Here is a 26,000-nt window from a genome sequence, read left to right as displayed (position 1 = left end):
CCGGCCTGATTCCGAAGGCCGCTCATGACCGGACGCGCGCTAGCCCCCCTCGAGGGGGCTTGCGCGCGTCCGGGCGCAACCCCTTTTTCATCGGCTCTCACCATGAATGCACTTCTCGCCCTGTCGCGAGCGATCGACGCCGTCAATCGCCGCGTGGGCCGGGCCGTGACCTGGCTGATCCTGCTCGCGGTACTCGTCAGCGCCACCAACGCGACGGTACGCAAGCTGTTCAACGTCAGTTCCAACGCCTGGCTCGAATTGCAGTGGTACCTGTTCGGCGCCATCTTCCTGCTGGCGTCCGGCTATACCCTGCTCAAGAACGAACACGTCCGCGTCGACGTCCTCGCCTCGCGCTTTTCCCGGCGCACCCAGCTCTGGATCGAAATCATCGGCGTGCTGTTCTTCCTGCTGCCCGCCTGCGGGCTCATCATGTGGCTGTCCTGGCCGTTCTTCATGGATGCCTTCGTCAATCACGAGCAGTCCTCGAACGCGGGCGGTCTGATCCGCTGGCCGGCCAAGCTGCTGATTCCCATCGGCTTCGCGATGCTGGTCGCCGCCGGCGTTTCGCACCTGATCAAGAGCGCCGGTTGTCTGCTCGGCCGTTGCCCCGATCCCCGCGACGTGCATACGGGCAAGTCCGCCGAGGAACTGCTCGCCGAAGAGATCGCCCGCGAGGCGCAACAGCGCGAGGCCGCCTCGCATGAGGGGCACTGACCATGGAAGCATTGTTTCTGGCTTATATGGCGCCGATCATGTTCGGCATGCTGGTGGTCCTGCTGCTGCTGGGCTTTCCGGTGGCCTTCTCCCTGGCGGCCAACGGCATCCTGTTCGGCCTGATCGGGATCGACATGGGTCTGCTGTCCCCGGCCCTGTTCCAGGCCCTGCCGCAGCGCGTGTTCGGCGTGATGGGCAACGAGTCCCTGCTGGCGGTGCCGTTCTTCACCTTCATGGGCCTGATCCTGGAACGCTCCGGCATGGCCGAGGATTTGCTGGAGACCGTCGGCCAGCTGTTCGGCCCGCTGCGCGGCGGTCTGGCGATCGCGGTCATCCTGGTGGGCGCGATGCTGGCGGCGACCACCGGCGTGGTGTCCGCCTCGGTGATCTCGATGGGCCTGATCTCGCTGCCCATCATGCTGCGCTACGGCTATGACCGCAAGCTGGCGGCCGGCGTGATCGCGGCTTCGGGCACCCTGTCGCAGATCATTCCGCCGTCGCTGGTGCTGATCGTGCTGGCCGACCAACTGGGCCGTTCCATCGGCGACATGTACAAGGGCGCCTTCCTGCCGGGCTTCGCCCTGACGGGGCTGTACATCCTGTACGTGGTCGTGATGGCCCTGTTCCGGCCCAAGCTGGCGCCGGCCATTCCGCCCGAGGCCCGCACCTTCGTCGAACCCAACGGCGGCCATGGCATCCCCTCGCTGCTGGCGCTGATGGCCCTGTCCGTCGGCATTTCCATCGCGGGCGTGGAGTTCCTGTTGGACGACGGGGCGCACGTGGACGAGTTGATCGTCACCAGCATCCTGCTCTGGGGCGTGGCGGCCTTCGTCATGGCCGGGCTCAACAAGATCCTGCGCCTGGGCCTGCTGTCGCAGATCGCCGAGCGCGTGACCTTCGTCATGATCCCTCCGCTGGCGCTGATTTTCCTGGTGCTGGGCACGATCTTCATCGGCGTGGCCACGCCCACCGAAGGCGGCGCCATGGGCGCGGTCGGCGCGCTGGCGATGGCCATGATCAAGCGCCGGCTGAACTTCAAGCTGCTGCGCCAGGCGATGGACACCACCACGACGCTGACCTGCTTCGTGGTGTTCATCCTGATCGGCTCCTCGGTGTTCAGCCTGACCTTCCGCGGCGTGAACGGCGACCTGTGGGTCGAGCACCTGCTCACGGGCCTGCCGGGCGGGGAGATGGGCTTTCTGATCGTGGTCAGCCTCCTGACTTTCTTCCTGGCATTCTTCCTGGACTTCTTCGAACTGGCCTTCATCATCGTGCCGCTGATCGGACCGGTGGCGGACAAGATGGGCATCGACCTGATCTGGCTGGGCATCCTGCTGGCCGTGAACATGCAGACGTCCTTCATGCATCCGCCGTTCGGCTTCGCGCTGTTCTACCTGCGATCGGTGGCGCCCAAGGAAGACTACCAGGACCGGGTCACCGGCAAGACCATCGCCAAGGTCACCACCGGCCAGATCTACTGGGGCTCGATCCCCTTCATCGCGATCCAGATCGTCATGGTGGTCCTGGTGTTGCTGTACCCGGGCATGGTCACTCACTACAAGGCCGACCGGCCCCAGGTCAACATCGAGGACGTCAAGCTCGACATGGGCAACTTCGGTGGTTATGGCGCCGGGGCCGACGGCCAGACGCCGGGCACGTCGGACCAGGACTACAACAACATGTTCAAGTAGGGCTCCCTTCGCCGGCCGGCCCCGCTTCGGCGGCTCCGGCGGGGCGGTCAAGGTCCGGGTCGGGCATCGCGCCGGACCCGGACCTTTCTTTTGCCTGTGTTCCTGATAGCCTTCAGGCCGGGCTGTCCGATACGGGCCGCCGCCGCGCTCGCACCACGTCCAGCCAGGCCTCGAGCGGCATGGGGCGCGCCAGCAGATAGCCCTGCAGGGCGTGGCAGTCGTGCTCGAACAGGAACCGGGATTGCGCCTTGGTCTCCACGCCCTCGGCGACCACGCGCAGATTGAGTTGATCGGCCATGGCCAGGATCAGTTGGACGATGGCAATGTTGTCGCTGTCGTTGGGAATGTCCTGTACGAGACTCTTGTCGATCTTCAGTTCATACAGCGGCAGGCGCTTCAAGTAGGCCAGGTTGGAATAACCGGTGCCGAAGTCGTCGATGGAAAAACGGATGCCCAGCAGGGACAGCGCCTGCATGCGCCGGGCGACCGCCTGCATGTCCTGGATCAGCACGCCCTCGGTGATCTCGAAGATCAGCCGGTTGCCCGGCACGCCCTTGCTTGCCAGAGTGTCGCGCACGGATGCGATGAACTGGGGCTCCATCAGCTGGCGGGGGCTGACGTTCAGGGACAGGGGATAGGTTTCGCCCGTTGCCTGCAATGCCAGCAGGGCGTCGCAGGCGAACTGCAGGGACCAGGACCCCAGCAGGCTGATCAGGCCGGTTTCCTCCGCGACGGGGATGAACAGGGCGGGCGACACCGCGCCTCGGCTGGGATGAGTCCAGCGGGCCAGCAGCTCGCCGCCGGTGACGCGTCCGTCGCGGCCGAACTGTGGCTGCACATGCAGGGTGAGATGCGGCGTGCCGATGGCCTGCAGCAGGTCGTGTTCCAGCCAGAGCCGCTGTTCGACCTCGGATTGCAGGCTCTGCTCGTAGAACGTGACCTGGTTGCCGCCGTGCTGCTTGGCGCGGTGGGTGGCCATGTCGGCCTCGCGCATCACGGTGTCGGTGGTCTGGCTGTCGGCGTGGATCAGGGTCAATCCGATGCTGGCGGTGACGTAGGCGGGTTTGCCCCGGATGGAAAACGCGCTGTTGCAGATGGCGAGCCGTGTCTTTTCGGATACGTGCATGGCGTTGCGGGCCGCGTCGCTGACGCTGGCGCCCAGGCCGTCGAGCAGCACGATGAATTCGTCGGCGCTGACCCGCGACACCAGATCGCGGTCGCGCACGCTGACCCGCAGGCGGTCCGCGATGCCGCGCAGGACCTGGTCGCCGGTCTCGTGTCCGTGCATGTCGTTGATCCGCTTGAAGCCGTCCAGGTCGATCAGCAGCAGGGCGCCGATGGAACGGCCTTGCCGGGCCGACTCGAGCATCTGCGTCAGGTGAGCCAGCGCCGTGCGTCGGTTGGGCAGACCGGTCAGTGTGTCATAGACGGCCAGGTGGTGGGCGGCTTCCTCGGCGCGCAGGCGTTCGGTGATGTCGGTGGCGACCGTGCAGATGGCTTCCAGGGCGCCGTCAGGGCCGCGCATGGGCGCCTTGATCGTGAGAAAGGTGCGGGGTTCGCCGTGGGGCGGCCGGATGGTCATCTGGGATACGCTGCGTTCCAGCGAGTCCAGGACGGCCTGGTCGCTGCGGCGGATGCTGGCCAGGGAATCGGCGTCCGTCAGGGTTTCGTCGTCGCGCAGGCCGATGAGCTTGCCTTCGCCCATGCCCAGGAATTCCTCGTGCTTGCGGTTGGCGAAGGTATAGCGGAAGTCCAGGTCTTTGATGCCGACGGCGGCGTCTATGGCGTCCAGGATGGCGCCCAGGCGGCGTTCGGTGCGCCGCAGGCGCTGCCGCTGGCGGCCGAGCTGGATGCGCAGCAGCAGCGCGAGGATCAGGGTCAGGGCCAGCAGGCCGCTCAGGCCGGCGACGATCCAGGAGCCGTGGTGGCTCAGCACGGATTGGGACCGGGGCAGGCGCCAGCCGTCCAGCGTGTGGTAATAGAACGATCCGGGAGCGGCTTGCCAGGCGCTGAGATGGCGGTCGATGGCCGCCAGGACCTCGGGGTGCCGGCCTTTCGGTGTGGCGAAATAGGCCTGGGTGGGCTGGAAGACGATGGGGGTGGCGACGAGATTGTATTGCTGCGCGAACAGTTCGCCGACGTAGAAATCGGCCGCCACGGCATCGTCCAGGCGGGATTGCACCCGCTGGAAGCCGGTTTCCAGAGTCTGGACGGCATCGGTGCGGACGTCGATCCTCAGGCCCGAGAAAGTGTTTTTCAGGTAATCCTGCTGGGTCGAACCCGCCAGGACCGCGATCGAATGACCCTTGAGGCCCTCGATCGAGCGCAGGGCATGGTCCGGCCGGGCATAGACCTGGGACCAACTGTGCAGCGCCGGTACGTGATGCAGGCCGAATGTCTGCGCCCGCTCCAGAGTGTAATAGACGTCGGGCAGCAGGTCGATCTTGCCATCGGCGAGCAGCCGCATGCATTGCTCCCAGGCGCAGGCCTGGGTCCGGATCTTCCAGCCCTCCAGGCGGGCGATTTCGTTCAGCAGTTCGCCCAGGATCCCGGCCGGGCGGCCATCGCGGGCGATGTAGACATCGGGCTTCTGGTCGTAGATGCCGACATCCAGGGTCAGGGCGCGAGAGGCCGGCGCATGCATGCCCAGGCACAGCGCCAAGGCTGGCAGGAGGATGCCGCGGTACAGGCGATCGCGAGAGGCCATAGGGTTCGGTCTGGTATCCGGATGTCCGGATGTCCGGATGGGCGGTACGCGGTCCCTGGATGGCGGAAGGGTTTCCGGCGTGCCCTGGCGCGGAGCCAAAAGAGGACATCATAGTCCCCGTCGGGATGCGGCAACGTGTTGCACAGCCCGCAGGATTGTCATCAGTTGTCGAGATTGTGAACAATTCCGAGATGTTGCCGGCCCGCGCGTGTCCGGAAGGTGCGCCCGGCGCCGGCGAGCTACGGGGTTGCGGGGCTGCGCGGGCACCGGCGTACAATGCCGGCACGCAATCCCATTCCAATGCATTCCCCCAAAAGGTGGATCATGTCCCAGCGATTTCTTGCGGATGCGCGCGCCCGGATCGGGCGGTTGCGCGAAGATGGTTTCTACAAGGCCGAACGCGTCATCGCCAGCCAGCAGTCCGCGCATGTGCGGCTGGCTGACGGTGCCGAGGTGCTGAACTTCTGTGCCAACAATTATCTGGGCCTGGCCAACGACCCGCGCCTGATCCAGGCGGCCGCCGCCGGCCTGGCCGCCGATGGTTTCGGCCTGGCGTCGGTGCGTTTCATCTGCGGCACCCAGACGGGGCACAAGGCCCTGGAATCCGAGCTGGCCCGCTGGCTGGGTATGGGGGACGCCATCCTGTATTCCAGTTGTTTCGACGCCAACGGCGGCCTGTTCGAGGCCCTGCTGGACGAGCAGGACGCCATCGTCAGCGACGCCCTGAATCACGCCAGCATCATCGATGGCATCCGCCTGTGCAAGGCGCGCCGCTACCGCTACGCCAACAACGACATGGGCGACCTGCGCGCGCAGCTTCAGGCGGCCCGCGACGGCGGCGCGCGGCACATCATGATCGCCACCGACGGCGTGTTCTCCATGGACGGCATCATCGCCGACCTGGCGGCGATCTGCGACCTCGCCGATGAGTTCGACGCCCTGGTGATGGTGGATGATTCCCATGCCGTGGGTTTCATGGGCTCGGGCGGGCGAGGCACGCCGGAACATTGCGGCGTCGCGGGCCGTGTCCACATCCTGACCGGGACGCTGGGCAAGGCGCTGGGCGGGGCCTCTGGCGGCTACGTCGCGGCCGATCCCGTGATCGTCGACCTGCTGCGCCAGCGCTCGCGCCCCTACCTGTTTTCCAACACGCTCGCGCCGGCCATCGTGGCGGCGTCCCGGCGGGTGATCGAACTGCTCCAGGACGCCGAAGGCGCGGAACTCCGCGCCCGCGTGCACCGCAACGGCGCGCATTTCCGCCGCGAGATGCAGGCGCTCGGTTTCGACCTGGTGCCCGGCGAACACCCGATCATCCCGGTGATGCTGGGCGACGCCGGCCTGGCCGGCCGCATGGCCGACGCCCTGCTGGCGCAGGGCATCTACGTGATCGGTTTCTCCTATCCGGTGGTGCCCAAGGGCAGCGCCCGCATCCGCACCCAGATGAGCGCGGCCCACGTGCCCGAGGACATCGACCGGGCCGTCCAGGCCTTCGCCCGCGTCGGGCGCGACCTGGGCGTCATCGCCTGACGGACACTTTCCGGAGATTTTCATGAGAGCCTTGGCCAAAACGCAGCCCGCCGCCGGGCTGGAAATGGTGGACGTCGAAAAGCCCGTCATCGGGCATAACGACCTGTTGATCCGCATCCGCAAGACCGCCATCTGCGGCACGGACATCCACATCTGGAAATGGGACGACTGGGCCGCGCGCACCATTCCCGTCCCCATGCACGTCGGCCACGAGTACGTGGGCGAGGTTGTGGAGATCGGCCAGGAAGTCCAGGGCTTCCGGATCGGCGACCGCGTCTCCGGCGAAGGGCACATCACCTGCGGCCATTGCCGCAACTGCCGCGCCGGACGCCGGCATCTGTGTCGCAACACCCGGGGCGTGGGCGTGAACCGCCCCGGCGCTTTCGCCGACTATCTGGCGATCCCGGCCTTCAACGCCTTCCGCATTCCGGACGATGTATCCGACGACCTGGCCGCGATCTTCGATCCTTATGGCAACGCCACTCATACGGCGCTGGCCTTCGACCTGGTGGGCGAGGACGTGCTGATCACGGGCGCCGGTCCGATCGGGGCCATGGCGGCGGCGATCGCCCGCCATGTGGGGGCGCGCAACGTTGTCATCACCGACGTCAACGACTACCGCCTGGATCTGGCCGCCCGCATGGGCGCCAGCCGCACGGTGAATGTGGCCCGCGAGGACCTGCGCGACGTGATGCGCGAACTGGGCATGACCGAGGGCTTCGACGTAGGTCTGGAAATGTCCGGCGTGCCCAGCGCCTTTGCCTCGATGCTGGACCAGATGAATCATGGCGGCAAGATCGCCATGCTGGGCATCCTGCCCGACGGCGTGGGCATCGACTGGAGCCAGGTGATCTTCAAGGGCCTGGAGATCAAGGGCATCTATGGCCGCCAGATGTTCGAGACCTGGTACAAGATGGTCGCCATGCTGCAGAGCGGCCTGGACCTGTCGCCCATCCTGACCCACCGCTATCCGGTGGCGGACTTCCGCCAGGGCTTCGAGGCGATGCTGTCGGGCCAGAGCGGCAAGGTGATTCTGGACTGGATGAGCCAGGACACGGAATAGTCCCCGCGGACTATTCCGTGCCTGGCGAATCCGAGCGCCTTGCAAGGCGCGAGGTGGAGAGCTGCGACGGCTTGAGATACACCGTGCCTGGCGAATCCGAGCGCCTTGCAAGCGGCGAGGTGGAGAGTTGCGACGGCTTGAGATCAGGGCATTTTCGCCCATCCGTATTTCCCAGTCTGGCGAGGTTTTCGGGTCGTGTCCAGAATGGGCGTTTCTGCTTTGATGGACACTCGTCATGATCAATCAGATCGACCGGAACCTGCGCGGGTTCGGATGGCTGCGGACGCTTGAAAGGGATTATTATCACCAGGTACTACTACGTGATAACAGGCTCATGATGGCAACGTCTCTCAAGATCGACGACACGCTGAAAGATCGCGTCCGGCGTCTCGCCAGTCAGCGTCGTCGTTCGCCTCACTGGATCATGCTCGAAGCGATCCAGCAGTACGTCGAACGCGAGGAAGCGCGTGATTGCTTCAAGCAGGAAGCCTTGGCGTCCTGGACAGCCTACAAGGAAACCGGTCGTCACCTGACCGGCGAGGAGACTCGTGCCTGGTTGGACACCTGGGGTACCGATGATGAAGGGGTGGCGCCCGAGTGCCACAAGTAATCGTCACCGAAGGCGCGGCGGAAGGCTTGGAACGATGCCGGCGGTTTCTGGCCGGCAAGGCGCCGAAGGCCGCCAGGCGAGCCGGCGAAGTCATCGGACATCAATTCCTGCTATTGGAGACGACCCCCGACATGGGCCGGCCGTTCCTTGAAATGCCCGATCTGCGCGAGTTGGTGATTGCCTTCGGGGATTCTGGCTATGTGGCGCCGTATCGCCACGAATCGGTCGATGATGCGGTGTATGTGCTGGCCTTCCGGCACCAGAAAGAGGTGGGCTACTGACCAGATCAGGCGCCTTTCTTTACAGCCGCCGCAGCAGGTCTTCGATCCCGGCGCGGTTCATGCCGCGCGCCAGCGCCAGCCGCAGAGCGATGCGCGCCTGCAGGGGGTTGAGCGCATGGGCCGCCAGCGGGCCGCCGCCGTCCGCGGCGTCCGTGACCGGGCCGTCGGGCACCCGGCTGGCGCGCACGCAGACCAGCCCCTGGCGGATCGCCAGGGCGCAGCCCCGCGTGGCGGCCGGACTCAGGCTGCCGTTGCCCATGGCCGCGACCACGATGCCGCGCGATCCGGCCTGGACCGCGGCGGCGTAGGGGTGCGCGGGCGCGTCCTGGTAATCCAGGATGATGTCCACCGGGGGCGGCGCGCGCAGGCCGGCCAGGGAAAATTCGGCCGTGTCAGGCAGGTCGGGACGCAGGACGTAGCGGACCCGGCCGTCGGCGACCGCGCCCAGAACACCCGTGCCATCCGTTCCGAAGGCGTCGACCCGGGTGGTGTGGCGCTTTGCCGCATGCCGCGCGGCGACGATGCGGTCGTTCATGACCACCAACACGCCCCGATCGCGGCTGGCGGGGTCGGCCGCCGCCAGCAGAGCGTTGACCAGGTTCAGCGGTCCGTCGGCGCTCAGGGCCGAGGCCGGGCGCATGGCGCCGACCAGCACGATGGGCTTGGGACTGCGCACCGTCAGATGCAGGAAGAAGGCGGTTTCCTCCAGGCTGTCGGTCCCGTGGGTCACGACCACCGCGTCCACGCCCGCGTCGCGCACGTGGCGGTCCACGGCGCGCGCCAGACGCAGGACCCGGGCGGCGCCCAGATCCCGGCTGTCCACGTTGAACGGCTGTTCGCAGTGGATGTCGGCCATGTCCGCCGCGCCGGGGATCGCCGCCAGCATGGCCTCGATCCCCTGGGTGACCCGGTAGCCGGTCAGCGCGCGGGCGTTGCCAGCCGTGGCGGCGATGGTGCCGCCCGTGCCGATGAGGACCAGGCGCGGCCGCATCAGGGGTACAGGCCGCGCACCTGGCGGGCTTCGAGTATGCGGGTGCAGGCCACGATGAAGGACGCCGTGCGCAGGGACACCCCGTGCTGGCGGGCCACCGCCGATACGGCGGCGTAGGCGGCGCGCATCATGGCTTCCAGGCGGTGATTGATTTCCTGCTCCGTCCAGAAGAAGCTGGAGAAGTCCTGCACCCATTCGAAATAGCTGACCGTGACGCCGCCCGCGTTGGCGACAACGTCCGGGACGATGACCGTGCCCTTGGCCGAGATGATGTCGTCGGCCTCGGGGGTGGTCGGGCCGTTGGCGCCTTCGACCAGGATGCGGGTGTGGATCAGGTCGGCGTTGTCGCGGGTGATCTGGCCTTCCAGGGCGGCCGGGATCAGGATCTCGGTCTCCAGCGACCAGAATTCCTTGGGACTGAGCGTCTGGGCGTCGGGGGCGCCCGCCACGCCGCCATTCTCGCGCACGTGGTCGAACAGGGCCAGGACATTCAGGCCGTTGGCGTTGTGGACGATGCCGGTGTGGTCGTAGACCGCGATGACCTTGGCGCCGGCTTCATGGAACAGGCGCGCGGCGGTGCCGCCCACGTTGCCGAAGCCCTGGATGGCGATGCGCGCGCCCTTGATGTCGATGCCGGATTCGCGCGCGGCCTCGCAGGCCGCCACGTACACGCCGCGGCCCGTGGCCTCGACACGCCCCAGGCTGCCGCCCAGCGAGATCGGCTTGCCGGTCACCACGCCGGTGGTGGTGGAGCCCGCGTTCATGGAGTAGGTGTCCATCATCCAGGCCATGACCTGGCTGTTGGTGTTGACGTCCGGCGCGGGAATGTCCTTGTTGGGACCGATGATGTCGTGGATTTCGCTGGTGTAGCGGCGCGTGATGCGTTCCAGTTCGCCCGGGGAATGCTTGCGCGGGTCGATGCGGATGCCGCCCTTGGCGCCGCCGAAGGGCAGGTTCACGGCGGCGGACTTGACCGACATCCAGGCCGACAGGGCCATGACTTCGGACAGGGTGACGTCCTGGTGATAGCGCACGCCGCCCTTGCCGGGACCGCGCGAGGTGTTGTGCTGCACCCGGTAGCCCTCGAAGTGGGCGACCGTGCCGTTGTCCAGTTCGACCGGCACGTCCACGATCAGGATGCGCTTGGGACGCTTCAGGGTTTCGACCCAGCGCGCCAGGGAGCCCAGGTAGGGCGTGACGCGGTCGACCTGTTCCAGATAGATGCCCCAGGGGCCGGGATGGGCCGGATCCAGGTAGGAAGGTAGGGCTTGGGAAATCGGTTCGGGCATGGTGTGCGACCTTTTGTATGAGGTATGAGTGCAGAACAGTCAGGGACATACTACCGGCCCCATTTTAGTGCGGCGGCGGCATTCTGTGTCCCGCATCGGTCGGGCGGGGAGGCTCCGGTTATATGAAACCAACATTTTTTTCGTTCCGGCCGGGGCGTCGGACGGGCACACTGGATGCTTCCGCCGGCGGGAAGGCCGGCTTCGTCCTGTGGGAGATGAATCGTGTCGCTGACGCTGTCCCCGCCGCTGGCGGCGCGCTGGGAGGCCCTGATGGCCTCCCTGTGGCGCATCGCGGATCTGCATCCCGACGCGCTGCTGGCGTCGTCCATGGGGGTCGAGGATACCCTGCTGATCCACGCGGTGGCGCAACTGCCCCGGCCGCCGGGGGTCTTCATGCTCGACACCGGCCGCCTGCACGCCGAGACCCTGGCCATGGTGGACGTCGTGCGCGAACGCTACGGGATCGAGACGCGCGTGATGCGTCCCGATCCGGATGCGGTGCGGTCCCACGTGGCCGCGCACGGTGAATTTGCCTTCTACGAAAGCATCGAATTGCGCAAGGCCTGCTGCGGCATCCGCAAGGTCGAACCGCTGCGCCGCGCGCTGGCGGGCCGCACGGCCTGGATCACCGGCCAGCGGCGCGAGCAGTCCCTGACCCGGGTCGAACTGCCCGAGACGCAGTGGGACGACACCTTCGGCCTGTGGAAATTCAATCCCCTGGCGTTCTGGACGGCCGACGAGGTCTGGGGCGTGGTGCGCGCGCTGGACGTGCCCTACAACCCGCTGCACGACCGGGGCTATCCCTCGATCGGCTGCGAGCCCTGTACGCGCGCCGTGCGCCCCGGCGAGGACCCGCGCGCCGGTCGCTGGTGGTGGGAACAGCGGGACAGCCGCGAATGCGGCCTGCACGCCGGCAATCTGCGGCCGGCCGGACAACCGGGGGTGCGTCCGCGCGACCCTCTCATCACGGACACTACGGAAGCATCGACATCATGAGCACCGCCCTTCTCGCCCGGACCCATCTCGACTGGCTGGAATCCGAAGCCATCCACATCCTGCGCGAAGTCGCCGCCGAATGCGCGCGGCCCGTGCTGCTGTTTTCCGGCGGCAAGGATTCCTGCGTGCTGCTGCGCCTGGCGGAAAAGGCCTTCCGCCCGGGCCGCTTTCCCTTCCCGCTGATGCACATCGACACGGGCCACAATTTCCCCGAGGTCATCGCCTTCCGCGACCGCCGGGCGGCGGAACTGGGTGAAGAGCTGATCGTGCGCGGCGTCGAGGATTCGATCGCGCGCGGCACGGTGGTGCTGCGCCATGCCAACGATTCGCGCAACGCGGCCCAGGCCACGACGCTGCTGGAATCGATCGCGGAATTCGGCTTCGACGCCTGCATCGGCGGCGCCCGCCGGGACGAGGAAAAGGCCCGCGCCAAGGAACGCATCTGCTCGTTCCGCGACGAGTTCGGCCAGTGGGATCCCAAGGCCCAGCGCCCGGAACTCTGGAACCTGTACAACACGCATGTGCATCCGGGCGAGAACATCCGCGTCTTTCCGATCTCGAACTGGACCGAGCTGGACGTCTGGCAGTACATCGAGCGCGAAGGCCTGGACCTGCCCTCGATCTACTACACGCACGAGCGCGAGGTCGTGCGCCGCGACGGCCTGCTGGTCCCCGTCACGCCGCTGACCCCGCCGCGCGAGGGCGAGCACCCCGAGCGCCTGAGCGTGCGCTTCCGCACGGTGGGGGATGTGTCCTGCACCTGCCCGGTGGCGTCCACGGCGTCCACGCCGGCCGACATCATCGCCGAGACGGCCGTCACCACCATCACCGAGCGCGGCGCCACGCGCATGGACGACCAGACCAGTGAGGCGTCGATGGAACGGCGCAAGAAACAGGGCTATTTCTGAGCGCCTGGCCTGACAAGACCATGCATCCGAACTTGAGCATCCAAATCGGATCAAGGAATCACAATGAACGCAATCAATGAACAATGGCAGGTCGCGCCCGAAACCAGCGTGCTGCGTCTGATCACCGCCGGGTCCGTGGACGACGGCAAATCCACACTGATCGGCCGCCTGCTGGTCGACAGCAAGGGCGTGTTCGCCGACCAGATCAAGGCCATCGCGGGCTCGAAATACACCCGCGCCCCCAATAGCGAACTGGACCTGGCGCTGCTGACCGACGGTCTGGAGGCCGAGCGCGAGCAGGGCATCACCATCGACGTGGCCTACCGATACTTCGCCACGCCGGCGCGCAAGTTCATCGTCGCCGATGCGCCAGGGCACGAGCAGTACACACGCAACATGGTCACGGGGGCCTCGACGGCCGACGCCGCCGTGATCCTGATCGACGCCAGCCGTGCGAGCGATGGCCAATTGCTGCCGCAGACCAAGCGCCACAGCACCCTGGCCCGCCTGCTGGGGCTGCGCCACATCGTGGTGGCGGTCAACAAGATGGACCTGGTCGACTGGGACCAGGTGGTGTTCGACCGCATTCACGCGGCGTACCGTGACCTGGCCGAGCGCCTGGACATTCCGGCTTTCCACATCGTGCCGTTGTCGGCCCTGTCGGGCGACAACGTGGTGCGGCACAGCGAACGCACGCCCTGGTATCAGGGGCCGCCGCTGCTGACCCTGCTGGAGAAACTGCCGGTCGATCCGGTGCGCGAGGAGGACCAGGCGCGCTTCTTCGTCCAATGGGTGATCCGCCACAACGGCAGCGGGCCCGACGCGTTCCGGGGCTATGCCGGGCAGTTGCGGGGCGGCGCCTGGCGGGTCGGCGATGCCGTCCGGGTCCTGCCGAGCCGCGAGTCCGCCCGCATCACGGGCCTGTTGCGCGGTGCGCAGGCGGTCGCCCAGGCCTTGCCGGGCGACAGCATCACGGTGGTGCTGGACCGCGACATCGACCTGTCCCGGGGCGACGTGCTGGTCGACGCCCGGGCGCGGCCGGTATTGGACAAGGACTTCGAGGCGGACCTGTGCTGGCTGGACCAGCAGGCGCTGAATCCCGCGCGGCTGTACTGGTTGAAGCAGGGCACCCGCCTGACCCAGGTCCGCGTCCAGGCCGTGCGCACCCGGCGCGACATCCACGAACTGCGGTCGGTGGACTGGAGCGGCACGTTGGCCATGAACGACATCGGCCGCGTGCAGCTGCGGGCCCGCGATCCCCTGGTCCTGGACGACTACGACGCGCAGCGGGCGACGGGCGCCTTCATCCTGATCGACACCGCCACCAACCAGACGGCGGCGGCGGGGCTGGTCCGGCGCTGACCATGGGCCGAAGCTGGGGCCAATCCCGATGGGCGGCACCGGGGTTTCGTGCCAGAATGACATGGGGTGGCCGGCGTCCGGCCCATCGCCGTGAAGCCGTATGCTCCGATTCGCTCACCAGAACCTCCGACTGCCCTCCCTGGCCACCATCCAGGCGTTCGAGTCGGCCGCCCGGCTGGGTTCGTTCGGCCGCGCGGCCGAGGAACTCTGCGTCACGGCCAGCGCCATCGGCAAGCGCATCAGCCAGCTGGAAGCCGCGCTCGGCCAGCCCCTGTTCGATCGCGGCAGCCGGGGTGTCGCGCTGACCGCGGCGGGGCACGAGTACCTGGACCAGATCGAAACGGCGCTGCACCTGCTGTCCGACATTTCCCTGCATCGCCGGTCCCGGCCCCGGGAGCGCATCCGGCTGGTCACGACGCCGACCTTCGGGCATTACATCCTGGGGCCGCACCTGCACGAATTCACCTCGGCCCACCCCAACATCGACATGAGCGTGGTGCTGTCGATCCCCTACCTGGACATCGGCCCCTCCCAGGCCGACTTCTGGGTGCGCTTCGGACTGGGCCGGTATCCGGGCGCGGTGTCGGAGCGCCTGACGGACGATACCGTGTTTCCGGCGTGCTCCCCCGGTTACCTCGCGCGCCATGGCGCCTTGCGCCGTCCCGCCGATCTGGCCGGCGCGAACCTGTTGCGCTGCCCCCTGGACCCCTGGAAGCCCTGGTTCGACGCCGCCGGGCTGGACTGGCCGGAACCCGAAGGGGGCGTGAGCTTTTTCGACGTGGGGCTGGCGATGGCTGCCGCGCGGGCCGGCCAGGGCGTCATCATCGCGCGGCGCAGCCTGGCCGGCCCCTGCCTCGACGAAGGCAGCCTGGTCGCGCCTTTTGGCGTCCAGGCGGCACCCGATTCCCATTACTACCTGTGCCGCGAGGCCTCCGCGCCGCCGACCGGTACGCACCTAGCGTTTTCCCTATGGCTGAAGACGCTTTGCGCCAGAATATCCAGGTCTCCCTAGGCCTCGCGCGGGGGTGCGGAATTTCTTTCCACCCTGGCCCGATGCAATTTCCGACAGCGCCGCGGGGCGGCCGATAGACTTTCCGCCGAGCATGTAAAACAGGCCGGCGCGTCCGTCGGCCGCATCGAGAACGGGAGACGACATGACATTCCACAAGACCTGCCTGGCCCTGGCCACCACCCTGTCGCTGGCGGCGACCGCCCAGGCGGCCGATACCATCAAGGTCGGCGTATCCGGGCCCTTCACCGGAGGATCTTCCTCCATGGGCGTCAGCATGCGCGACGGCGTGCGCCTGGCCGCCCAGGACATCAACGCCAAGGGCGGGGTGCTGGGCCGCCAGATCGAGCTGGTCGAGCGCGACGACGAGGCCAAGAACGAGCGCGGCGTGCAGATCGCCCAGGAACTCATCAACCGCGAGCGGGTCGTCGCGACCGTGGGATTCATCAATACCGGCGTGGCCCTGGCCTCGACCCGCTTCTACCAGAACGCCGCCATCCCGGCCATCGCCAATGTGGCGACGGGCTCGGTGGTCACGCAGCAGTTCCTGCCGCCGAAGTACGAGCACAATTACGTGTTCCGCATGTCGGCCGCCGACAACATCCAGGCGCCCATGATCGCCGCCGAGGCCATCACCAAGCGCGGCTTCAAGAAGGTCGCCATCATGGCCGATTCCACCAACTACGGCCAGTTGGGCCGCGAGGACATGGAAAAGGCGCTGGACAAGCTGGGCGTCAAGCCGGTGGTGGTGGAAAAGTTCAACATCGGCGACGTCGACATGACCGCGCAGCTGCTGCGCGCCAAGGAAGCCGGCGCCGAGGCCCTGCTGACCTACGGCATCGGCCCCGAGCTCGCCCAGCTGGCCAACGGCATGGCCAAGCTCGGCTGGAAGGTGCCCCTGATCGGCAGCTGGACCTTGGCCATGGCGAACTTCATCGATACGGCGCGCGCCAACGGCGACGGCGCCCTGATGCCCCAGACCTTCATCCAGAATCCCAACACGCCCAAGCGCAAGGCCTTCATCGACGCCTACGTGCAGACTTTCAAGCCCAAGCACGACCGGATCGAGTCGGCCGTGTCCGCCGCCCAGGGCTATGACTCGGTGTTGCTGCTGGCCGCCGCCATCGAGCAGGCCGGCAATACCAAGGGGGCCGACATCCGCGCCGCGCTCGAAAGCCTGAAGACGCCCGTCGAAGGTGTGATCATGACCTACAAGGCGCCCTATTCGACGACCGACCACGAGACCATCGACGGTCCCGGGCTGGTCTACATGGGCGAGGTGTCCAAGGGCCGCGTGGTCTTCGCCCACCCCGAGGACGAGCAGCGCAGCGTCGCCAACGCCGGCCAGTCCGCGCAGTAAGCCGCACGCCGCCGCACCGGCGCATCCCGCCCCGCGGCGGGGTGCGCGTTCCGATGCGCGGTTCCGGGGCGCCGCCGCCCCGGACGGCGCGTTCCCGCTGGAAAGAACATGACGATTTTTCTGCAACTGGCCTATAGCGGCGTGGCCCTGGGCATGATCTACGCGGTCATCGCCTTCGGCTATCAACTGACCTACGCCACCTCCGAGACCCTGAACTTCGGCCAGGGCGATGCCCTGATGCTGGGGGGGCTGGTCGGCCTGACCCTGGTCGGCCTGGGCGTGAGCTACTGGCTGATGATCCCCCTGGTCTGCCTCTTCGGCATGGCGCAGGGCGCCGTGGTCGAACGCGTGGCCGTGCGTCCCGCGATCGAGGCGCGTTCCGAGTTCGGCTGGATCATGGCGACCATCGCCCTGGGCATCATCTTCCGCAACACGGCCGAGAACATCTGGGGCCGCGACGCGCTGCATTTTCCCTCCCCCGTGTCCGAGACCCCCTTCAGCGTGCTGGGTGCCAACATCCTGCCGATGGAACTGCTGGTGGTCGCGGGCGCGCTGCTGATCATGGGCGCCATCGAACTGTTCAACCGCACGTCGATCTACGGCAAGGCGGTGGTGGCGACCTCGGGCGACCGCGACGCGGCCGGCCTGATGGGCATCAACACCAAGCTGGTCATCACGTTTTCCTATGCGCTGTCCTCCCTGACGGCCGCCTTCGCGGGCGTGCTGGTCGCCCCGCTGACGCTCACCGGCGCTTCCATGGGTGCGGTGCTGGGCCTGAAGGCCTTCGCCGTGGCCATCGTGGGCGGCCTGAACAGCGGACTGGGCGCCATCGTGGGCGGCCTGCTGCTGGGCGTCATCGAAACCACCACCGGTTTCTATCTTTCCACCGGCTACAAGGACGTCCCCGGCCTGATCCTGCTGCTGCTCGTCCTGACGGTGCGACCCGCCGGGCTGTTCGGCAAGACCGCCATCAAGAAGGTCTGATTCCACCATGAACAAGAAGCATCTGCTGTCCTTCGCCGCGCTGGCCGCCGTGCTGGCGATGGTGCCGCTCGCCGTCGACAATCCCTATTACCTGCACCTGATCGAAACCATCCTGATCTACGCGGTCCTGCTGCTCGGGCTGGACATCGTGGTGGGTTACACCGGCCAGGTGTCCCTCGGTCACGCGGGGCTGTTCGGGATCGGCGCCTATGTCGTGGGGACCCTGGTCCTGCACCTGGACATGCCGTTCTGGATCACCCTGCCCGCCGCCGTCGTCGTGACGGCGGGCTTCGGCGCGATCCTGGCCCTGCCGGCGCTGCGGGTGACGGGGCCCTATCTGGCGATGGTGACCCTGGCCTTCGGCACCATCATCCAGATCCTGATCAACGAGATGGACTTCCTCACGGCGGGGCCCCTGGGCATCAGCCTGGAAAAGCCCGTCATCGCCGGCCACATGCTGAGCGGCCCCGAGTTCTTCTGGCTGGTGCTGGCCCTGCTGGCGCTGTCGGTGCTGTTCACCGAACGCGTCGCGCGCTCGCATTACGGGCGCGCCTTCGAGGCCCTGCGCGACAGCCCCATCGCCTGCGACTGCATGGGCGTGTCGGTCTATCGCTACAAGGTCGTGGCCTTCGTCATCAGCGCCGGACTGGCCGGGCTGTCGGGCGCGCTGCACGCCTATTCGGAACAGTACATCTCGCCCAACACCTACACCTTCGAGCTGATGGTGCTGTTCCTGCTGGCCCTCATCATGGGCGGGCGCAAGACCCGTTCGGGCGCGCTGCTGGGGGCGGCCATCATCGTGCTGCTGCCCAAGATGCTCGACGACGTGTCCACTTTCCGGCCGCTGGCCGTGGGCCTGGCGGTGCTGGTCACGGCGGGCGCCGCGATGGCGGTGCGGCGAGGCCGCGCCACGCCCGCGCGCATGGCGGCGCCCGTGATCGGCGCCCTGGTCCTGGCTGGCGGGTCGCTGGCGCTGGACCAGATGACCGACTGGCGGCTGTCGATCTTCGGCCTGATGATCCTGTTCGTCGTCTATTACCTGCCGGACGGCATCGTCGGCTTCGTGGCGCACGCCCTGGGCCGCTCCCAGGCCGCCCAGGCTCCGGCCGAGCGCGCGGAAGCCGCCCCGGCGGCCGAGGACGGCGGACTGCCGGATGCTTCGCACGGCGTGCTGCTCTCCGTCGGCCAGGCCGTGATGCAGTTCGGCGGGCTCAAGGCGCTCAACGGGGTCGATCTGGAGGTCCGGCGCGGTACGATCCACGGCCTGATCGGACCCAACGGCTCGGGCAAGAGCACCATGATGAACGTGCTGACGGGCATCTACGTGCCCACGTCCGGCTCCGTGGTCTTCGCCGGCCGCGACCTGGCCGGCCTGACCTCCGCGCAGATCGCCGCGCGGGGCGTGGCGCGCACCTTCCAGAACGTGCAGCTCTTCGGCGAGATGAGCGCACTGGAGAACGTGCTGGTCGGGCTGCACCATTCCTTCGGCAGCGGGCTGGCGGGCATCGCACTGCGCACGCCCGGCTGGCGGCGCGAGGAACGCCAGGCCCGCGCCCGGGCGCTCGGGCTGCTGGAATTCGTCGGACTGGCCGCGCTGGCCCACGAAGAGGCGCGCAACCTGCCCTACGGCAAGCAGCGCCTGCTGGAGATCGCCCGCGCCCTGGCGCTCGATCCCCAACTGCTGCTGCTCGACGAGCCGGCGGCCGGCCTGACCGCGCCGGACATCGAGGAACTGCTGGACATCATGCGCAAACTGAAGGCCAGGGGCCTCACCGTCATCCTGATCGAACACCACATGGACGTGGTGATGGGAGTCTGCGACGCGGTGTCGGTGCTGGATTTCGGACAGAAGATCGCCGAGGGGCTGCCCGCCGACGTGCAGGCCGACCCCCGGGTCGTGGAGGCCTATCTGGGCGGAGAACAGGCGGGAGCGCAGACATGCTGAAGATCGAGAACCTGGAAGCCGGCTACGGCAAGGTCAAGGTGCTGCATGGCATCAGCCTGGACGTGCCCGCCGGCAAGGTCGTGACCCTGATCGGATCGAACGGGGCGGGCAAGACCACCACCATGCGGGCCGTGTCCGGCATGCTGCGTCCCTCGGCGGGCACCATCACCCTGGGCGATCGGCGGATCCAGGGGCTGGAGTCCCACCGGATCGCCCGCCTGGGCCTGGCGCATTCCCCGGAGGGCCGGCGTGTCTTTCCCACGCTGAGCGTCACCGACAACCTGCTGCTGGGGGCCTTTCCGCGCCTGACCGGCAGCCGCGCGCGCGGCGACGTGGCCCGCGACCTGGATCGCGCCATGGACCTGTTCCCGCGCCTGAAGGAACGGCGCGCGCAACTGGCGGGCACCCTGTCGGGCGGCGAGCAGCAGATGCTGGCCATGGCCCGCGCGGTCATGCTCAATCCCGAGGTCGTGCTGCTGGACGAACCTTCCATGGGGCTGGCGCCCATCCTGGTAGACGAAGTGTTCCGCATCATCTCGCGCCTGAAGTCCGAGGGCGTGACCATGTTGCTGGTGGAACAGTTCGCCGCGGCGGCGCTGGCGGTCGCGGACTACGGCTATGTCCTGGAAAACGGCCGCATCGCCATCGAAGGTCCGGCGCAGCGGCTGCGCAACGATCCCGCCGTCGCGGCGGCCTACCTGGGGGGACACTAGGCGATTTTTCGAAACGCCAGCACTGAATTGTTGCCGCCCATGCCGAAAGAGTTGCTGATCGCCACCGAGAGTTCCGGCACCCGGCGGGCCTGGTTCGGAACGTAATCGAGATCGCAATCCGGGTCGCCCGCTTCATGGAACAGCGTGGGCGGAATGACGCCTTGCTGCACGCTCAGGGCGGTTACCGCGGCTTCGACGGCGCCAGCCGCTCCGATCATGTGACCGACGGCGCCTTTGATGCTGCTCACGGGCAGGGAGCCGGCGTGCGCGCCGAACACAGCCGCAAAGGCTGGTCTTCCTGGATGAGACGGCCACCAGCACGAACATGACGCGCCGCTACGGTCGAGCGCAGCGCGGCCAGCGCTGCGTGGCGGCGGCTCCGCATGGGCATTGGAAGACCACCACGTTCATTGCTGGCTTGCGCAGCGACGGTGTGACAGCGCCCTTGGTGATCGATGGTCCCATGGACGGCCAAGTGTTCCTGGCCTGGGTACGTCAATTCCTGTGCCCCACGCTCAGCCCTGGCGACATCGTCATTGCCGACAACCTGGCCAGTCACAAAGTCACTGGCGTTGCGCAAGCCATCGCCGCCCGAGGTGCCAGCATCCTGTACTTGCCGCCGTACTCGCCCGATCTCAATCCGATCGAGAAGATGTTTGCCAAGCTCAAGGCGTTGCTGCGCAAGGCAGCCAAGCGCAGCGTCGATGCACTTTGGGATCACATCGGCGAGTTGATCGATCAGTTCTCCCCGCAGGAGTGCTCGAACTACTTCGCCTCCGCTGGTTGTGTCAGCACATAAATCGAAAATGCTCTAGTGTCCTGTCTGGGTCGCGTGCGGGTTGGTTCATCCGTCGCGCCAGGCCCCCAGGCGCTCGGACAGCCGGTCGGCCAGCTTGCGGATGGCGTACCCGGCGCGCTCTTCGAGCGCCGGGTTGGCCTCCAGTGAGCGGATGCTGACCGCCACTCCGGCCACGGCCTCGGGGTGGCGCGAATCGAAGACCGGTGCCCCGAAGCAGTACATGCCGTCGCGCACCCCTTCGCGGTCGGTCGAATACCGCCGTTGGCGGATCCGCCGCAGTTCTTCGATGGCCGATGCGGCGTCGCGCAGGCCGTGATCGGTCAGGGGGGCGGGCCAGCCCCCGGGCAGGGCGTCCAGCAGCCTGCGCACGCTGGCATCCGGCAGGGTGCTGAGCATGGCCAGACCGGTGGCGGTATAGACCGCCGGCAGCCGCATCCCGGCGTGGAACCGGAGCCCCAGGGGGTGCTTGCCGTTGCGGCAGGCGATGTACACGACCTCGGCGCCGTCGCGCACCGACAGCGTGATGGTTTCTTCCGGCAGGACGCGCATGTCGTCCCAGGAGGCGAAGAATTCCTGCGTGATGTCCAGCCGCGCCATGAAGGCGTTGGCCCACATCATCACGTGCGATCCCAGCGTCATCTGGCCGCCGTCCAGCCGCGTGATCAGGTTCAGGTGTTCCAGCGTGGCGCACAAGCCGTGCAGGCTGCTCTTGGGCAGTTGCAGGGTCTTGGCCAGATCGGCCAGGGAGACGGGGTGGCCGGCGCGGGCCAGCAGGTCCAGCACGGCGGAGGCGCGGGCGGCGGCCGGCGCAAGGATTTTATCGGTGCTCATGGGGCGGGATATCGAAGTGGGGTGGCAGCCGGAGGATGCCTGCCTGGACGCGCCGGATGCGGGCCATGTTTGCGGATTGACGCTTGACGGCGCAGACCAGTATCATCGGATCCGTTCATTCAAGCAAACATCGTTCATTATATTGAACGCTCAATCGGAGCACAAGCATGCTGGCATTGAAAAAACCGGACCTGCTTCGCCAGCAGGCCTATGTCAACGGTCAATGGTGCGATGCGGATTCCGCCGGAACCTTCGACGTCCGTAATCCGGCGACGGGTGAAATCCTGGGCACCGTGCCCCGCATGGGCGCGGCCGAGACGCGCCGGGCCATCGAGGGTGCCCAGGCCGCCTGGGGCGCCTGGCGCGCGATGACCGCCAAGGAACGCGCGGCCATCCTGCGGCGCTGGTTCGAGCTGATGACCGGGCACGCCCAGGACCTGGCCGTGATCATGACGGCCGAACAAGGCAAGCCCCTGAGCGAGGCCCGGGGCGAGATCGCCTACGGCGCCGCGTTTCTGGAATGGTTCGCCGAAGAAGGCAAACGCGCCTACGGCGATGTGATCCCCACATTCGCCAGGGATCGCCGGATCGTCGTCACCAAGGAGCCCATCGGGGTGTGCGCCGCCATCACGCCCTGGAATTTCCCCTCCTCCATGATCACCCGCAAGGCGGGCGCCGCGCTGGCGGCGGGCTGCCCGCTGGTCGTCAAGCCCGCCGAACAGACGCCCTTCTCGGCGCTGGCCCTGGCGGTGCTGGCGGAAGAGGCCGGGGTGCCGGCGGGCGTGTTTTCCGTCCTGACCGGGGATGCCTCCGCCATCGGCGGCGAGATGACCTCCAGCCCGCTCGTGCGCAAGGTGTCCTTCACCGGCTCGACAGAGGTCGGGCGCCTGCTGATGAGCCAGTGCGCTCCTTCGATCAAGAAGCTGTCCCTGGAACTGGGCGGCAATGCGCCCTTCATCGTGTTCGACGATGCCGACCTGGATGCCGCCGTGGAAGGCGCCATCGCCAGCAAATACCGCAATGCCGGGCAGACCTGCGTGTGCACCAACCGTTTCTACGTGCAGGACTCGGTCTATGACGCCTTCAGCCGCAAGCTGGTGGAGGCCGTCGGCAGGCTGCGGGTCGGCGACGGCCTGGAGGACGGCGTCACCCAGGGCCCCCTGATCGACGAGGCCGCCGTGGTCAAGGTCCAGGAGCACATCGCGGATGCCGTCGCCCAGGGCGGGCGCATCCTGGCCGGGGGGCGGCCTCATGCCCTGGGGCATACGTTCTTCGAGCCCACGGTGCTGGCCGATGCCTTGCCCACGATGAGGCTCGCCCGCGAGGAAACTTTCGGCCCGCTGGCGCCGCTGTTCCGTTTCAGCGACGACGCCGACGTCGTCCGCATGGCCAACGATACGGAATACGGCCTGGCCGCCTATTTCTACAGCCGCGACATCGGCCGGGTGTGGCGCGTGGCCGAAGCGCTGGAATACGGCATGGTGGGCATCAATACCGGGCTGATCTCCAATGAGGCCGTGCCCTTCGGCGGGGTCAAGCAGTCCGGCCTGGGCCGCGAGGGTTCGCACTACGGGCTGGACGACTACCTGGTCGTCAAATACCTGTGCATGGGCGGCCTCTGATCGCCTGATGGGCCGGCGGGCCGCGCGGGCGGGATGCGCCCGCGCGGCCCTTTTGTTGCATCTGTATCCGCTGCGCCGCGCCACAAGTTACAAAATTGGCCGATAATCTCGTTTTGCCCAACGGGATCGACTTGAACGCCTCCAATCTGTCCGCCACGCTGAGCTGGCCCATCATCGGGATCGTGGCCTTCATGGTCGGCGGCCTGATCGTCGTGTCGGAACGCTGGCATGGCCGCCTGACGGGCGACACGGACATGCACAAGCCCCAGGCCATGCATTCCCGCGCGGCGCCCCGGGTGGGCGGGCTGGCCGTGGTGGCCGGCAGCCTGGCGGGCCTGCTGGTGCTGGGCCCCAGCAACATGACCCTGACCTGGCTGTGGCCGGCGCTGTTCGTGTCCGCGTTGCCGGTGTTCGTCGCCGGACTGCTCGAAGACATCACCAAGGACATCGGTTCCGGCAAGCGCCTGCTGGCGGCCTTCGTGTCGGCCGCCATCGCCTGGTGGCTGCTGGGCGGCGTCTCGCGCGTGGGCCTGTCGTGGGCCGACACGCTGCTTTCATCCTGGCCGGTCATCTCGCTGCTGTTCACCATGGTCGCGGTCGGCGGTTGTACGCACGCCCTGAACATCATCGATGGCATGAATGGCCTGGCGGGCATGATCGCCACTCTGATGGCGGTGTCGCTCGCCCTGGTCGCCTGGCAGGTCCAGGACATCCCCATCTTCCTCATCGCCACGTCCCTGGCTTCGGCGACGCTGGGCTTCCTGGTCTGGAACTTCCCCTTCGGCCGGGTCTTCCTGGGCGATGGCGGGGCGTATTTCGTCGGTTTCATGCTGGCCGAGCTGGCCGTGCAACTGGTGGTACGCAACCCCGGGGTGTCGCCCTTCTATGCGTTGGCCGTGTTGTTCTACCCGGTCTTCGAGACCCTGTTTTCCATCTGGCGCCGCAAGTTCAAGCGCGGCGTCCCGGTCGACCAGCCCGACGCGCTGCACCTGCACCAGCTGGTGTTCCGCCGCCTGGTGCGCATCACCTTCAGCCGCGACCGCCGCCACGCGCTGCCGGCGCTGTGCAACGCCATGACCTCGCCCTATCTGTGGGTGCTGGCCCTGATCGGGCTGGTGCCCGCCACGCTCTGGTGGGACAACGCCTGGATGCTGTGTCTCAGCATGGCGGTCTTCGCCATGGCCTATATCTGGCTGTACATCCGCCTCGTCACCTGGCGGCGGCCACGCTGGCTGCTGCTGCCCTCCTTGGGGCGCGGCGTGCGGCGCGATTAAACTTCCACACTGTCAAATCGGCACGCATGCCGGGGAGAACCAAATGAACATTCAGGACGTCCGTCTGGCCGTCGTCGGTCTGGGATACGTGGGCCTGCCGCTGGCGGTCGAGTTCGGCAAGCACCGCGACGTGCTGGGCTTCGACATCAACACGCGGCGCATCGAGGAACTGCGCGCCGGGCGCGACCACACCCTGGAAGTCGATGGTCCGGAGCTCGCCCAGGCCGGGCACCTGCGCTATTCGTCGGACCCCGCCGAGCTGGCCGCGGCGAACGTGTTCATCGTCACCGTCCCCACGCCCATCGACGAGTACAAGCAGCCCGACCTGACGCCCCTGGAGCGCGCCAGCGAGACCATCGGCCGCATCCTCAAGCGCGGCGACATCGTCATCTACGAATCCACGGTCTACCCCGGTGCCACCGAAGAGGTCTGCGTGCCGGTGCTGGAACGCATCTCCGGCCTGAAGTTCAACGTCGATTTCCATGCGGGCTACAGCCCCGAGCGCATCAACCCGGGCGACAAGCAGCACCGCGTTTCCACCATCCGCAAGGTCACCTCGGGTTCCACGCCCGAAGTCGCCGATCTGGTCGACGCGCTGTACCGCCAGATCATCACGGCGGGCACGCACAAGGCACCCTCGATCAAGGTCGCCGAGGCCGCCAAGGTCATCGAGAACACCCAGCGCGACGTGAACATCGCCCTGATCAACGAACTGGCCCTGATCTTCAACCGCCTGGGCATCGACACGCTGGACGTGCTGCAGGCCGCCGGCACCAAGTGGAACTTCCTGCCTTTCCGGCCGGGCCTGGTCGGCGGGCATTGCATCGGCGTCGATCCTTATTATCTGACCCACAAGGCGCAGTCCATCGGCTACCACCCGGAAATCATCCTGGCCGGTCGCCGCCTGAACGATTCCATGGGCGGCTACGTGGTGTCTCAACTGGTCAAGACCATGACCAAGCGCCGCATCCAGGTGCAGGGCTCGCGCGTGCTGGTGATGGGCCTGACCTTCAAGGAAAACTGCCCCGACCTGCGCAACACCCGCGTCGTGGACATCGTGCACGAGCTGGGCGAATACAGCATCGACGTGGACGTCTACGACCCCTGGGTCGACGCGGCCGAGGCGCAGCACGAATACGGTCTCACGCCGGTCGCCAGTCCGGCCGTGGGCGCCTACGACGGCATCATCCTGGCGGTGGCGCACGAGCAGTTCGCCGCCATGGGTGCCGCCGCGCTGCGCGCGCTGGGCAAACCCGAACACGTGCTGTACGACCTGAAATACGTGCTCGCCGCCGGCGAGTCCGACCTGCGTCTCTGAGGCTCC

22 protein-coding genes and 1 pseudogene are annotated in these 26,000 nt (G+C 67.3%); 18 read left to right on the top strand and 5 right to left on the bottom strand.

Features of this window, described 5'->3' with window-relative positions:
* Positions 1 to 102 precede the first annotated feature (102 nt).
* Together ACTPOE_RS15630 and ACTPOE_RS15625 are read left to right on the top strand one after the other, a co-directional pair.
* Positions 103 to 714 carry a TRAP transporter small permease subunit gene (locus ACTPOE_RS15630; protein ID WP_458873154.1) on the top strand — a complete coding sequence of 204 codons (612 nt, stop codon included), beginning with the start codon at positions 103 to 105 and terminating at the stop codon, positions 712 to 714.
* A 2-nt stretch (positions 715 to 716) separates the two neighbouring features.
* Positions 717 to 2,405 (top strand): TRAP transporter large permease, encoded by a 1,689-nt coding sequence (locus ACTPOE_RS15625; RefSeq protein WP_458873153.1) that lies wholly within the window; start codon positions 717 to 719, stop codon positions 2,403 to 2,405.
* A gap of 112 nt (positions 2,406 to 2,517) precedes the next feature.
* Here ACTPOE_RS15625 and ACTPOE_RS15620 read toward each other — a convergent pair whose 3' ends face one another.
* Positions 2,518 to 5,112: an EAL domain-containing protein gene (locus tag ACTPOE_RS15620; RefSeq protein WP_458873152.1), complete on the bottom strand. Its 2,595-nt coding sequence runs from the start codon at positions 5,110 to 5,112 to the stop codon at positions 2,518 to 2,520.
* A gap of 300 nt (positions 5,113 to 5,412) precedes the next feature.
* On the opposite strand from ACTPOE_RS15620, the gene ACTPOE_RS15615 reads away from it, so the two are divergent.
* The 4 genes from ACTPOE_RS15615 to ACTPOE_RS15600 all read left to right on the top strand — a co-directional run bounded on the left by ACTPOE_RS15615 (position 5,413) and on the right by ACTPOE_RS15600 (position 8,593).
* The gene (locus ACTPOE_RS15615; protein WP_458873151.1) at positions 5,413 to 6,639 is read left to right on the top strand and encodes a glycine C-acetyltransferase; all 1,227 of its coding nucleotides are present in this window, start codon (positions 5,413 to 5,415) and stop codon (positions 6,637 to 6,639) included.
* A 22-nt stretch (positions 6,640 to 6,661) separates the two neighbouring features.
* Positions 6,662 to 7,702, top strand: a complete 1,041-nt coding sequence (gene tdh, locus ACTPOE_RS15610; protein WP_458873150.1) for an L-threonine 3-dehydrogenase — start codon at positions 6,662 to 6,664, stop codon at positions 7,700 to 7,702.
* A gap of 235 nt (positions 7,703 to 7,937) precedes the next feature.
* Entirely contained in the window at positions 7,938 to 8,312 is a 375-nt protein-coding gene (locus ACTPOE_RS15605; protein ID WP_458873149.1) for a CopG family ribbon-helix-helix protein, read from the top strand.
* Positions 8,300 to 8,593: a type II toxin-antitoxin system RelE/ParE family toxin gene (locus ACTPOE_RS15600; protein ID WP_458873148.1), complete on the top strand. Its 294-nt coding sequence runs from the start codon at positions 8,300 to 8,302 to the stop codon at positions 8,591 to 8,593. Before ACTPOE_RS15605 ends, ACTPOE_RS15600 begins: the two co-directional genes overlap by 13 nt.
* Before the next feature lie 19 nt (positions 8,594 to 8,612).
* Here the strand turns inward: ACTPOE_RS15600 and ACTPOE_RS15595 are convergent, their stop codons facing one another.
* Positions 8,613 to 9,584 (bottom strand): asparaginase, encoded by a 972-nt coding sequence (locus ACTPOE_RS15595; protein WP_458873147.1) that lies wholly within the window; start codon positions 9,582 to 9,584, stop codon positions 8,613 to 8,615.
* Positions 9,584 to 10,873: a Glu/Leu/Phe/Val family dehydrogenase gene (locus tag ACTPOE_RS15590; protein ID WP_458873146.1), complete on the bottom strand. Its 1,290-nt coding sequence runs from the start codon at positions 10,871 to 10,873 to the stop codon at positions 9,584 to 9,586. The genes ACTPOE_RS15595 and ACTPOE_RS15590 overlap by 1 nt, the downstream gene beginning before the upstream one ends.
* 270 nt (positions 10,874 to 11,143) lie before the next feature.
* Here ACTPOE_RS15590 and ACTPOE_RS15585 point away from each other — a divergent pair, with 270 nt between their 5' ends.
* From ACTPOE_RS15585 to ACTPOE_RS15550, 8 genes are all read left to right on the top strand, one after another.
* Positions 11,144 to 11,869, top strand: a complete 726-nt coding sequence (locus ACTPOE_RS15585; RefSeq protein WP_458873513.1) for a phosphoadenylyl-sulfate reductase — start codon at positions 11,144 to 11,146, stop codon at positions 11,867 to 11,869.
* Positions 11,866 to 12,777 (top strand): sulfate adenylyltransferase subunit CysD, encoded by a 912-nt coding sequence (cysD, locus tag ACTPOE_RS15580; protein WP_458873145.1) that lies wholly within the window; start codon positions 11,866 to 11,868, stop codon positions 12,775 to 12,777. Before ACTPOE_RS15585 ends, cysD begins: the two co-directional genes overlap by 4 nt.
* A 63-nt stretch (positions 12,778 to 12,840) precedes the next feature.
* Positions 12,841 to 14,139, top strand: coding sequence for a sulfate adenylyltransferase subunit 1 (locus ACTPOE_RS15575; protein WP_458873144.1), 1,299 nt, complete (start codon positions 12,841 to 12,843; stop codon positions 14,137 to 14,139).
* Positions 14,140 to 14,239: 100 nt separating this feature from the next.
* Positions 14,240 to 15,151, top strand: a complete 912-nt coding sequence (locus ACTPOE_RS15570; protein WP_458873143.1) for a LysR substrate-binding domain-containing protein — start codon at positions 14,240 to 14,242, stop codon at positions 15,149 to 15,151.
* 142 nt (positions 15,152 to 15,293) lie between these two features.
* A complete protein-coding gene (locus tag ACTPOE_RS15565; RefSeq protein WP_458873142.1) occupies positions 15,294 to 16,508 on the top strand; it encodes an ABC transporter substrate-binding protein in 1,215 nt (404 codons plus the stop codon).
* Positions 16,509 to 16,616: 108 nt separating this feature from the next.
* Positions 16,617 to 17,492, top strand: coding sequence for a branched-chain amino acid ABC transporter permease (locus tag ACTPOE_RS15560; RefSeq protein ID WP_458873141.1), 876 nt, complete (start codon positions 16,617 to 16,619; stop codon positions 17,490 to 17,492).
* Between the two features lie 7 nt (positions 17,493 to 17,499).
* Positions 17,500 to 19,437, top strand: a complete 1,938-nt coding sequence (locus ACTPOE_RS15555; protein WP_458873140.1) for a branched-chain amino acid ABC transporter ATP-binding protein/permease — start codon at positions 17,500 to 17,502, stop codon at positions 19,435 to 19,437.
* Positions 19,431 to 20,150, top strand: a complete 720-nt coding sequence (locus ACTPOE_RS15550; RefSeq protein WP_458873139.1) for an ABC transporter ATP-binding protein — start codon at positions 19,431 to 19,433, stop codon at positions 20,148 to 20,150. The genes ACTPOE_RS15555 and ACTPOE_RS15550 overlap by 7 nt, the downstream gene beginning before the upstream one ends.
* Here ACTPOE_RS15550 and ACTPOE_RS15545 read toward each other — a convergent pair.
* The gene (locus ACTPOE_RS15545) at positions 20,147 to 20,398 is read right to left on the bottom strand and encodes a hypothetical protein (RefSeq protein WP_458873138.1); all 252 of its coding nucleotides are present in this window, start codon (positions 20,396 to 20,398) and stop codon (positions 20,147 to 20,149) included. The genes ACTPOE_RS15550 and ACTPOE_RS15545 overlap by 4 nt on opposite strands.
* Positions 20,399 to 20,430: 32 nt before the next feature.
* Here ACTPOE_RS15545 and ACTPOE_RS15540 point away from each other — a divergent pair.
* A pseudogene (locus ACTPOE_RS15540) lies at positions 20,431 to 20,949 on the top strand (IS630 family transposase); the annotation flags it as partial.
* 45 nt (positions 20,950 to 20,994) lie between these two features.
* Here ACTPOE_RS15540 and ACTPOE_RS15535 read toward each other — a convergent pair.
* Positions 20,995 to 21,780: an IclR family transcriptional regulator gene (locus ACTPOE_RS15535; RefSeq protein ID WP_458873137.1), complete on the bottom strand. Its 786-nt coding sequence runs from the start codon at positions 21,778 to 21,780 to the stop codon at positions 20,995 to 20,997.
* A gap of 167 nt (positions 21,781 to 21,947) precedes the next feature.
* Between ACTPOE_RS15535 and gabD the strand changes: the two genes are divergently transcribed.
* The 3 genes from gabD (at position 21,948) to tviB (ending at position 25,994) form a co-directional block, all read left to right on the top strand.
* The gene (gene gabD / locus ACTPOE_RS15530) at positions 21,948 to 23,402 is read left to right on the top strand and encodes an NADP-dependent succinate-semialdehyde dehydrogenase (protein WP_458873136.1); all 1,455 of its coding nucleotides are present in this window, start codon (positions 21,948 to 21,950) and stop codon (positions 23,400 to 23,402) included.
* A gap of 191 nt (positions 23,403 to 23,593) precedes the next feature.
* Positions 23,594 to 24,676, top strand: coding sequence for an MraY family glycosyltransferase (locus tag ACTPOE_RS15525; protein ID WP_458873512.1), 1,083 nt, complete (start codon positions 23,594 to 23,596; stop codon positions 24,674 to 24,676).
* 43 nt (positions 24,677 to 24,719) lie between these two features.
* The gene (gene tviB, locus ACTPOE_RS15520; protein WP_458873135.1) at positions 24,720 to 25,994 is read left to right on the top strand and encodes a Vi polysaccharide biosynthesis UDP-N-acetylglucosamine C-6 dehydrogenase TviB; all 1,275 of its coding nucleotides are present in this window, start codon (positions 24,720 to 24,722) and stop codon (positions 25,992 to 25,994) included.
* The last annotated feature ends 6 nt before the right edge of the window (positions 25,995 to 26,000 follow it).

The sequence above is a fragment of the Castellaniella sp. WN genome (assembly GCF_054457555.1).
Note: the sequence above shows the minus strand (reverse complement) of the source record. Positions and strands in the feature narration are given on the sequence as shown.

Coding starts and splice junctions, on each gene's coding strand:
- ACTPOE_RS15575 (WP_458873144.1), top strand. CDS start 12,841: ATGAACGCAATCAATGAACAATGGCAGGTCGCGCCCGAAACCAGCGTG.
- ACTPOE_RS15620 (WP_458873152.1), bottom strand. CDS start 5,112: ATGGCCTCTCGCGATCGCCTGTACCGCGGCATCCTCCTGCCAGCCTTG.
- ACTPOE_RS15595 (WP_458873147.1), bottom strand. CDS start 9,584: ATGCGGCCGCGCCTGGTCCTCATCGGCACGGGCGGCACCATCGCCGCC.
- cysD (WP_458873145.1), top strand. CDS start 11,866: ATGAGCACCGCCCTTCTCGCCCGGACCCATCTCGACTGGCTGGAATCC.
- ACTPOE_RS15555 (WP_458873140.1), top strand. CDS start 17,500: ATGAACAAGAAGCATCTGCTGTCCTTCGCCGCGCTGGCCGCCGTGCTG.
- ACTPOE_RS15560 (WP_458873141.1), top strand. CDS start 16,617: ATGACGATTTTTCTGCAACTGGCCTATAGCGGCGTGGCCCTGGGCATG.
- ACTPOE_RS15605 (WP_458873149.1), top strand. CDS start 7,938: ATGATCAATCAGATCGACCGGAACCTGCGCGGGTTCGGATGGCTGCGG.
- ACTPOE_RS15625 (WP_458873153.1), top strand. CDS start 717: ATGGAAGCATTGTTTCTGGCTTATATGGCGCCGATCATGTTCGGCATG.
- tviB (WP_458873135.1), top strand. CDS start 24,720: ATGAACATTCAGGACGTCCGTCTGGCCGTCGTCGGTCTGGGATACGTG.
- ACTPOE_RS15525 (WP_458873512.1), top strand. CDS start 23,594: ATGGTCGGCGGCCTGATCGTCGTGTCGGAACGCTGGCATGGCCGCCTG.
- ACTPOE_RS15630 (WP_458873154.1), top strand. CDS start 103: ATGAATGCACTTCTCGCCCTGTCGCGAGCGATCGACGCCGTCAATCGC.
- tdh (WP_458873150.1), top strand. CDS start 6,662: ATGAGAGCCTTGGCCAAAACGCAGCCCGCCGCCGGGCTGGAAATGGTG.
- ACTPOE_RS15585 (WP_458873513.1), top strand. CDS start 11,144: ATGGCCTCCCTGTGGCGCATCGCGGATCTGCATCCCGACGCGCTGCTG.
- ACTPOE_RS15590 (WP_458873146.1), bottom strand. CDS start 10,873: ATGCCCGAACCGATTTCCCAAGCCCTACCTTCCTACCTGGATCCGGCC.
- ACTPOE_RS15615 (WP_458873151.1), top strand. CDS start 5,413: ATGCATTCCCCCAAAAGGTGGATCATGTCCCAGCGATTTCTTGCGGAT.
- ACTPOE_RS15565 (WP_458873142.1), top strand. CDS start 15,294: ATGACATTCCACAAGACCTGCCTGGCCCTGGCCACCACCCTGTCGCTG.
- ACTPOE_RS15570 (WP_458873143.1), top strand. CDS start 14,240: ATGCTCCGATTCGCTCACCAGAACCTCCGACTGCCCTCCCTGGCCACC.
- gabD (WP_458873136.1), top strand. CDS start 21,948: ATGCTGGCATTGAAAAAACCGGACCTGCTTCGCCAGCAGGCCTATGTC.
- ACTPOE_RS15550 (WP_458873139.1), top strand. CDS start 19,431: ATGCTGAAGATCGAGAACCTGGAAGCCGGCTACGGCAAGGTCAAGGTG.
- ACTPOE_RS15535 (WP_458873137.1), bottom strand. CDS start 21,780: ATGAGCACCGATAAAATCCTTGCGCCGGCCGCCGCCCGCGCCTCCGCC.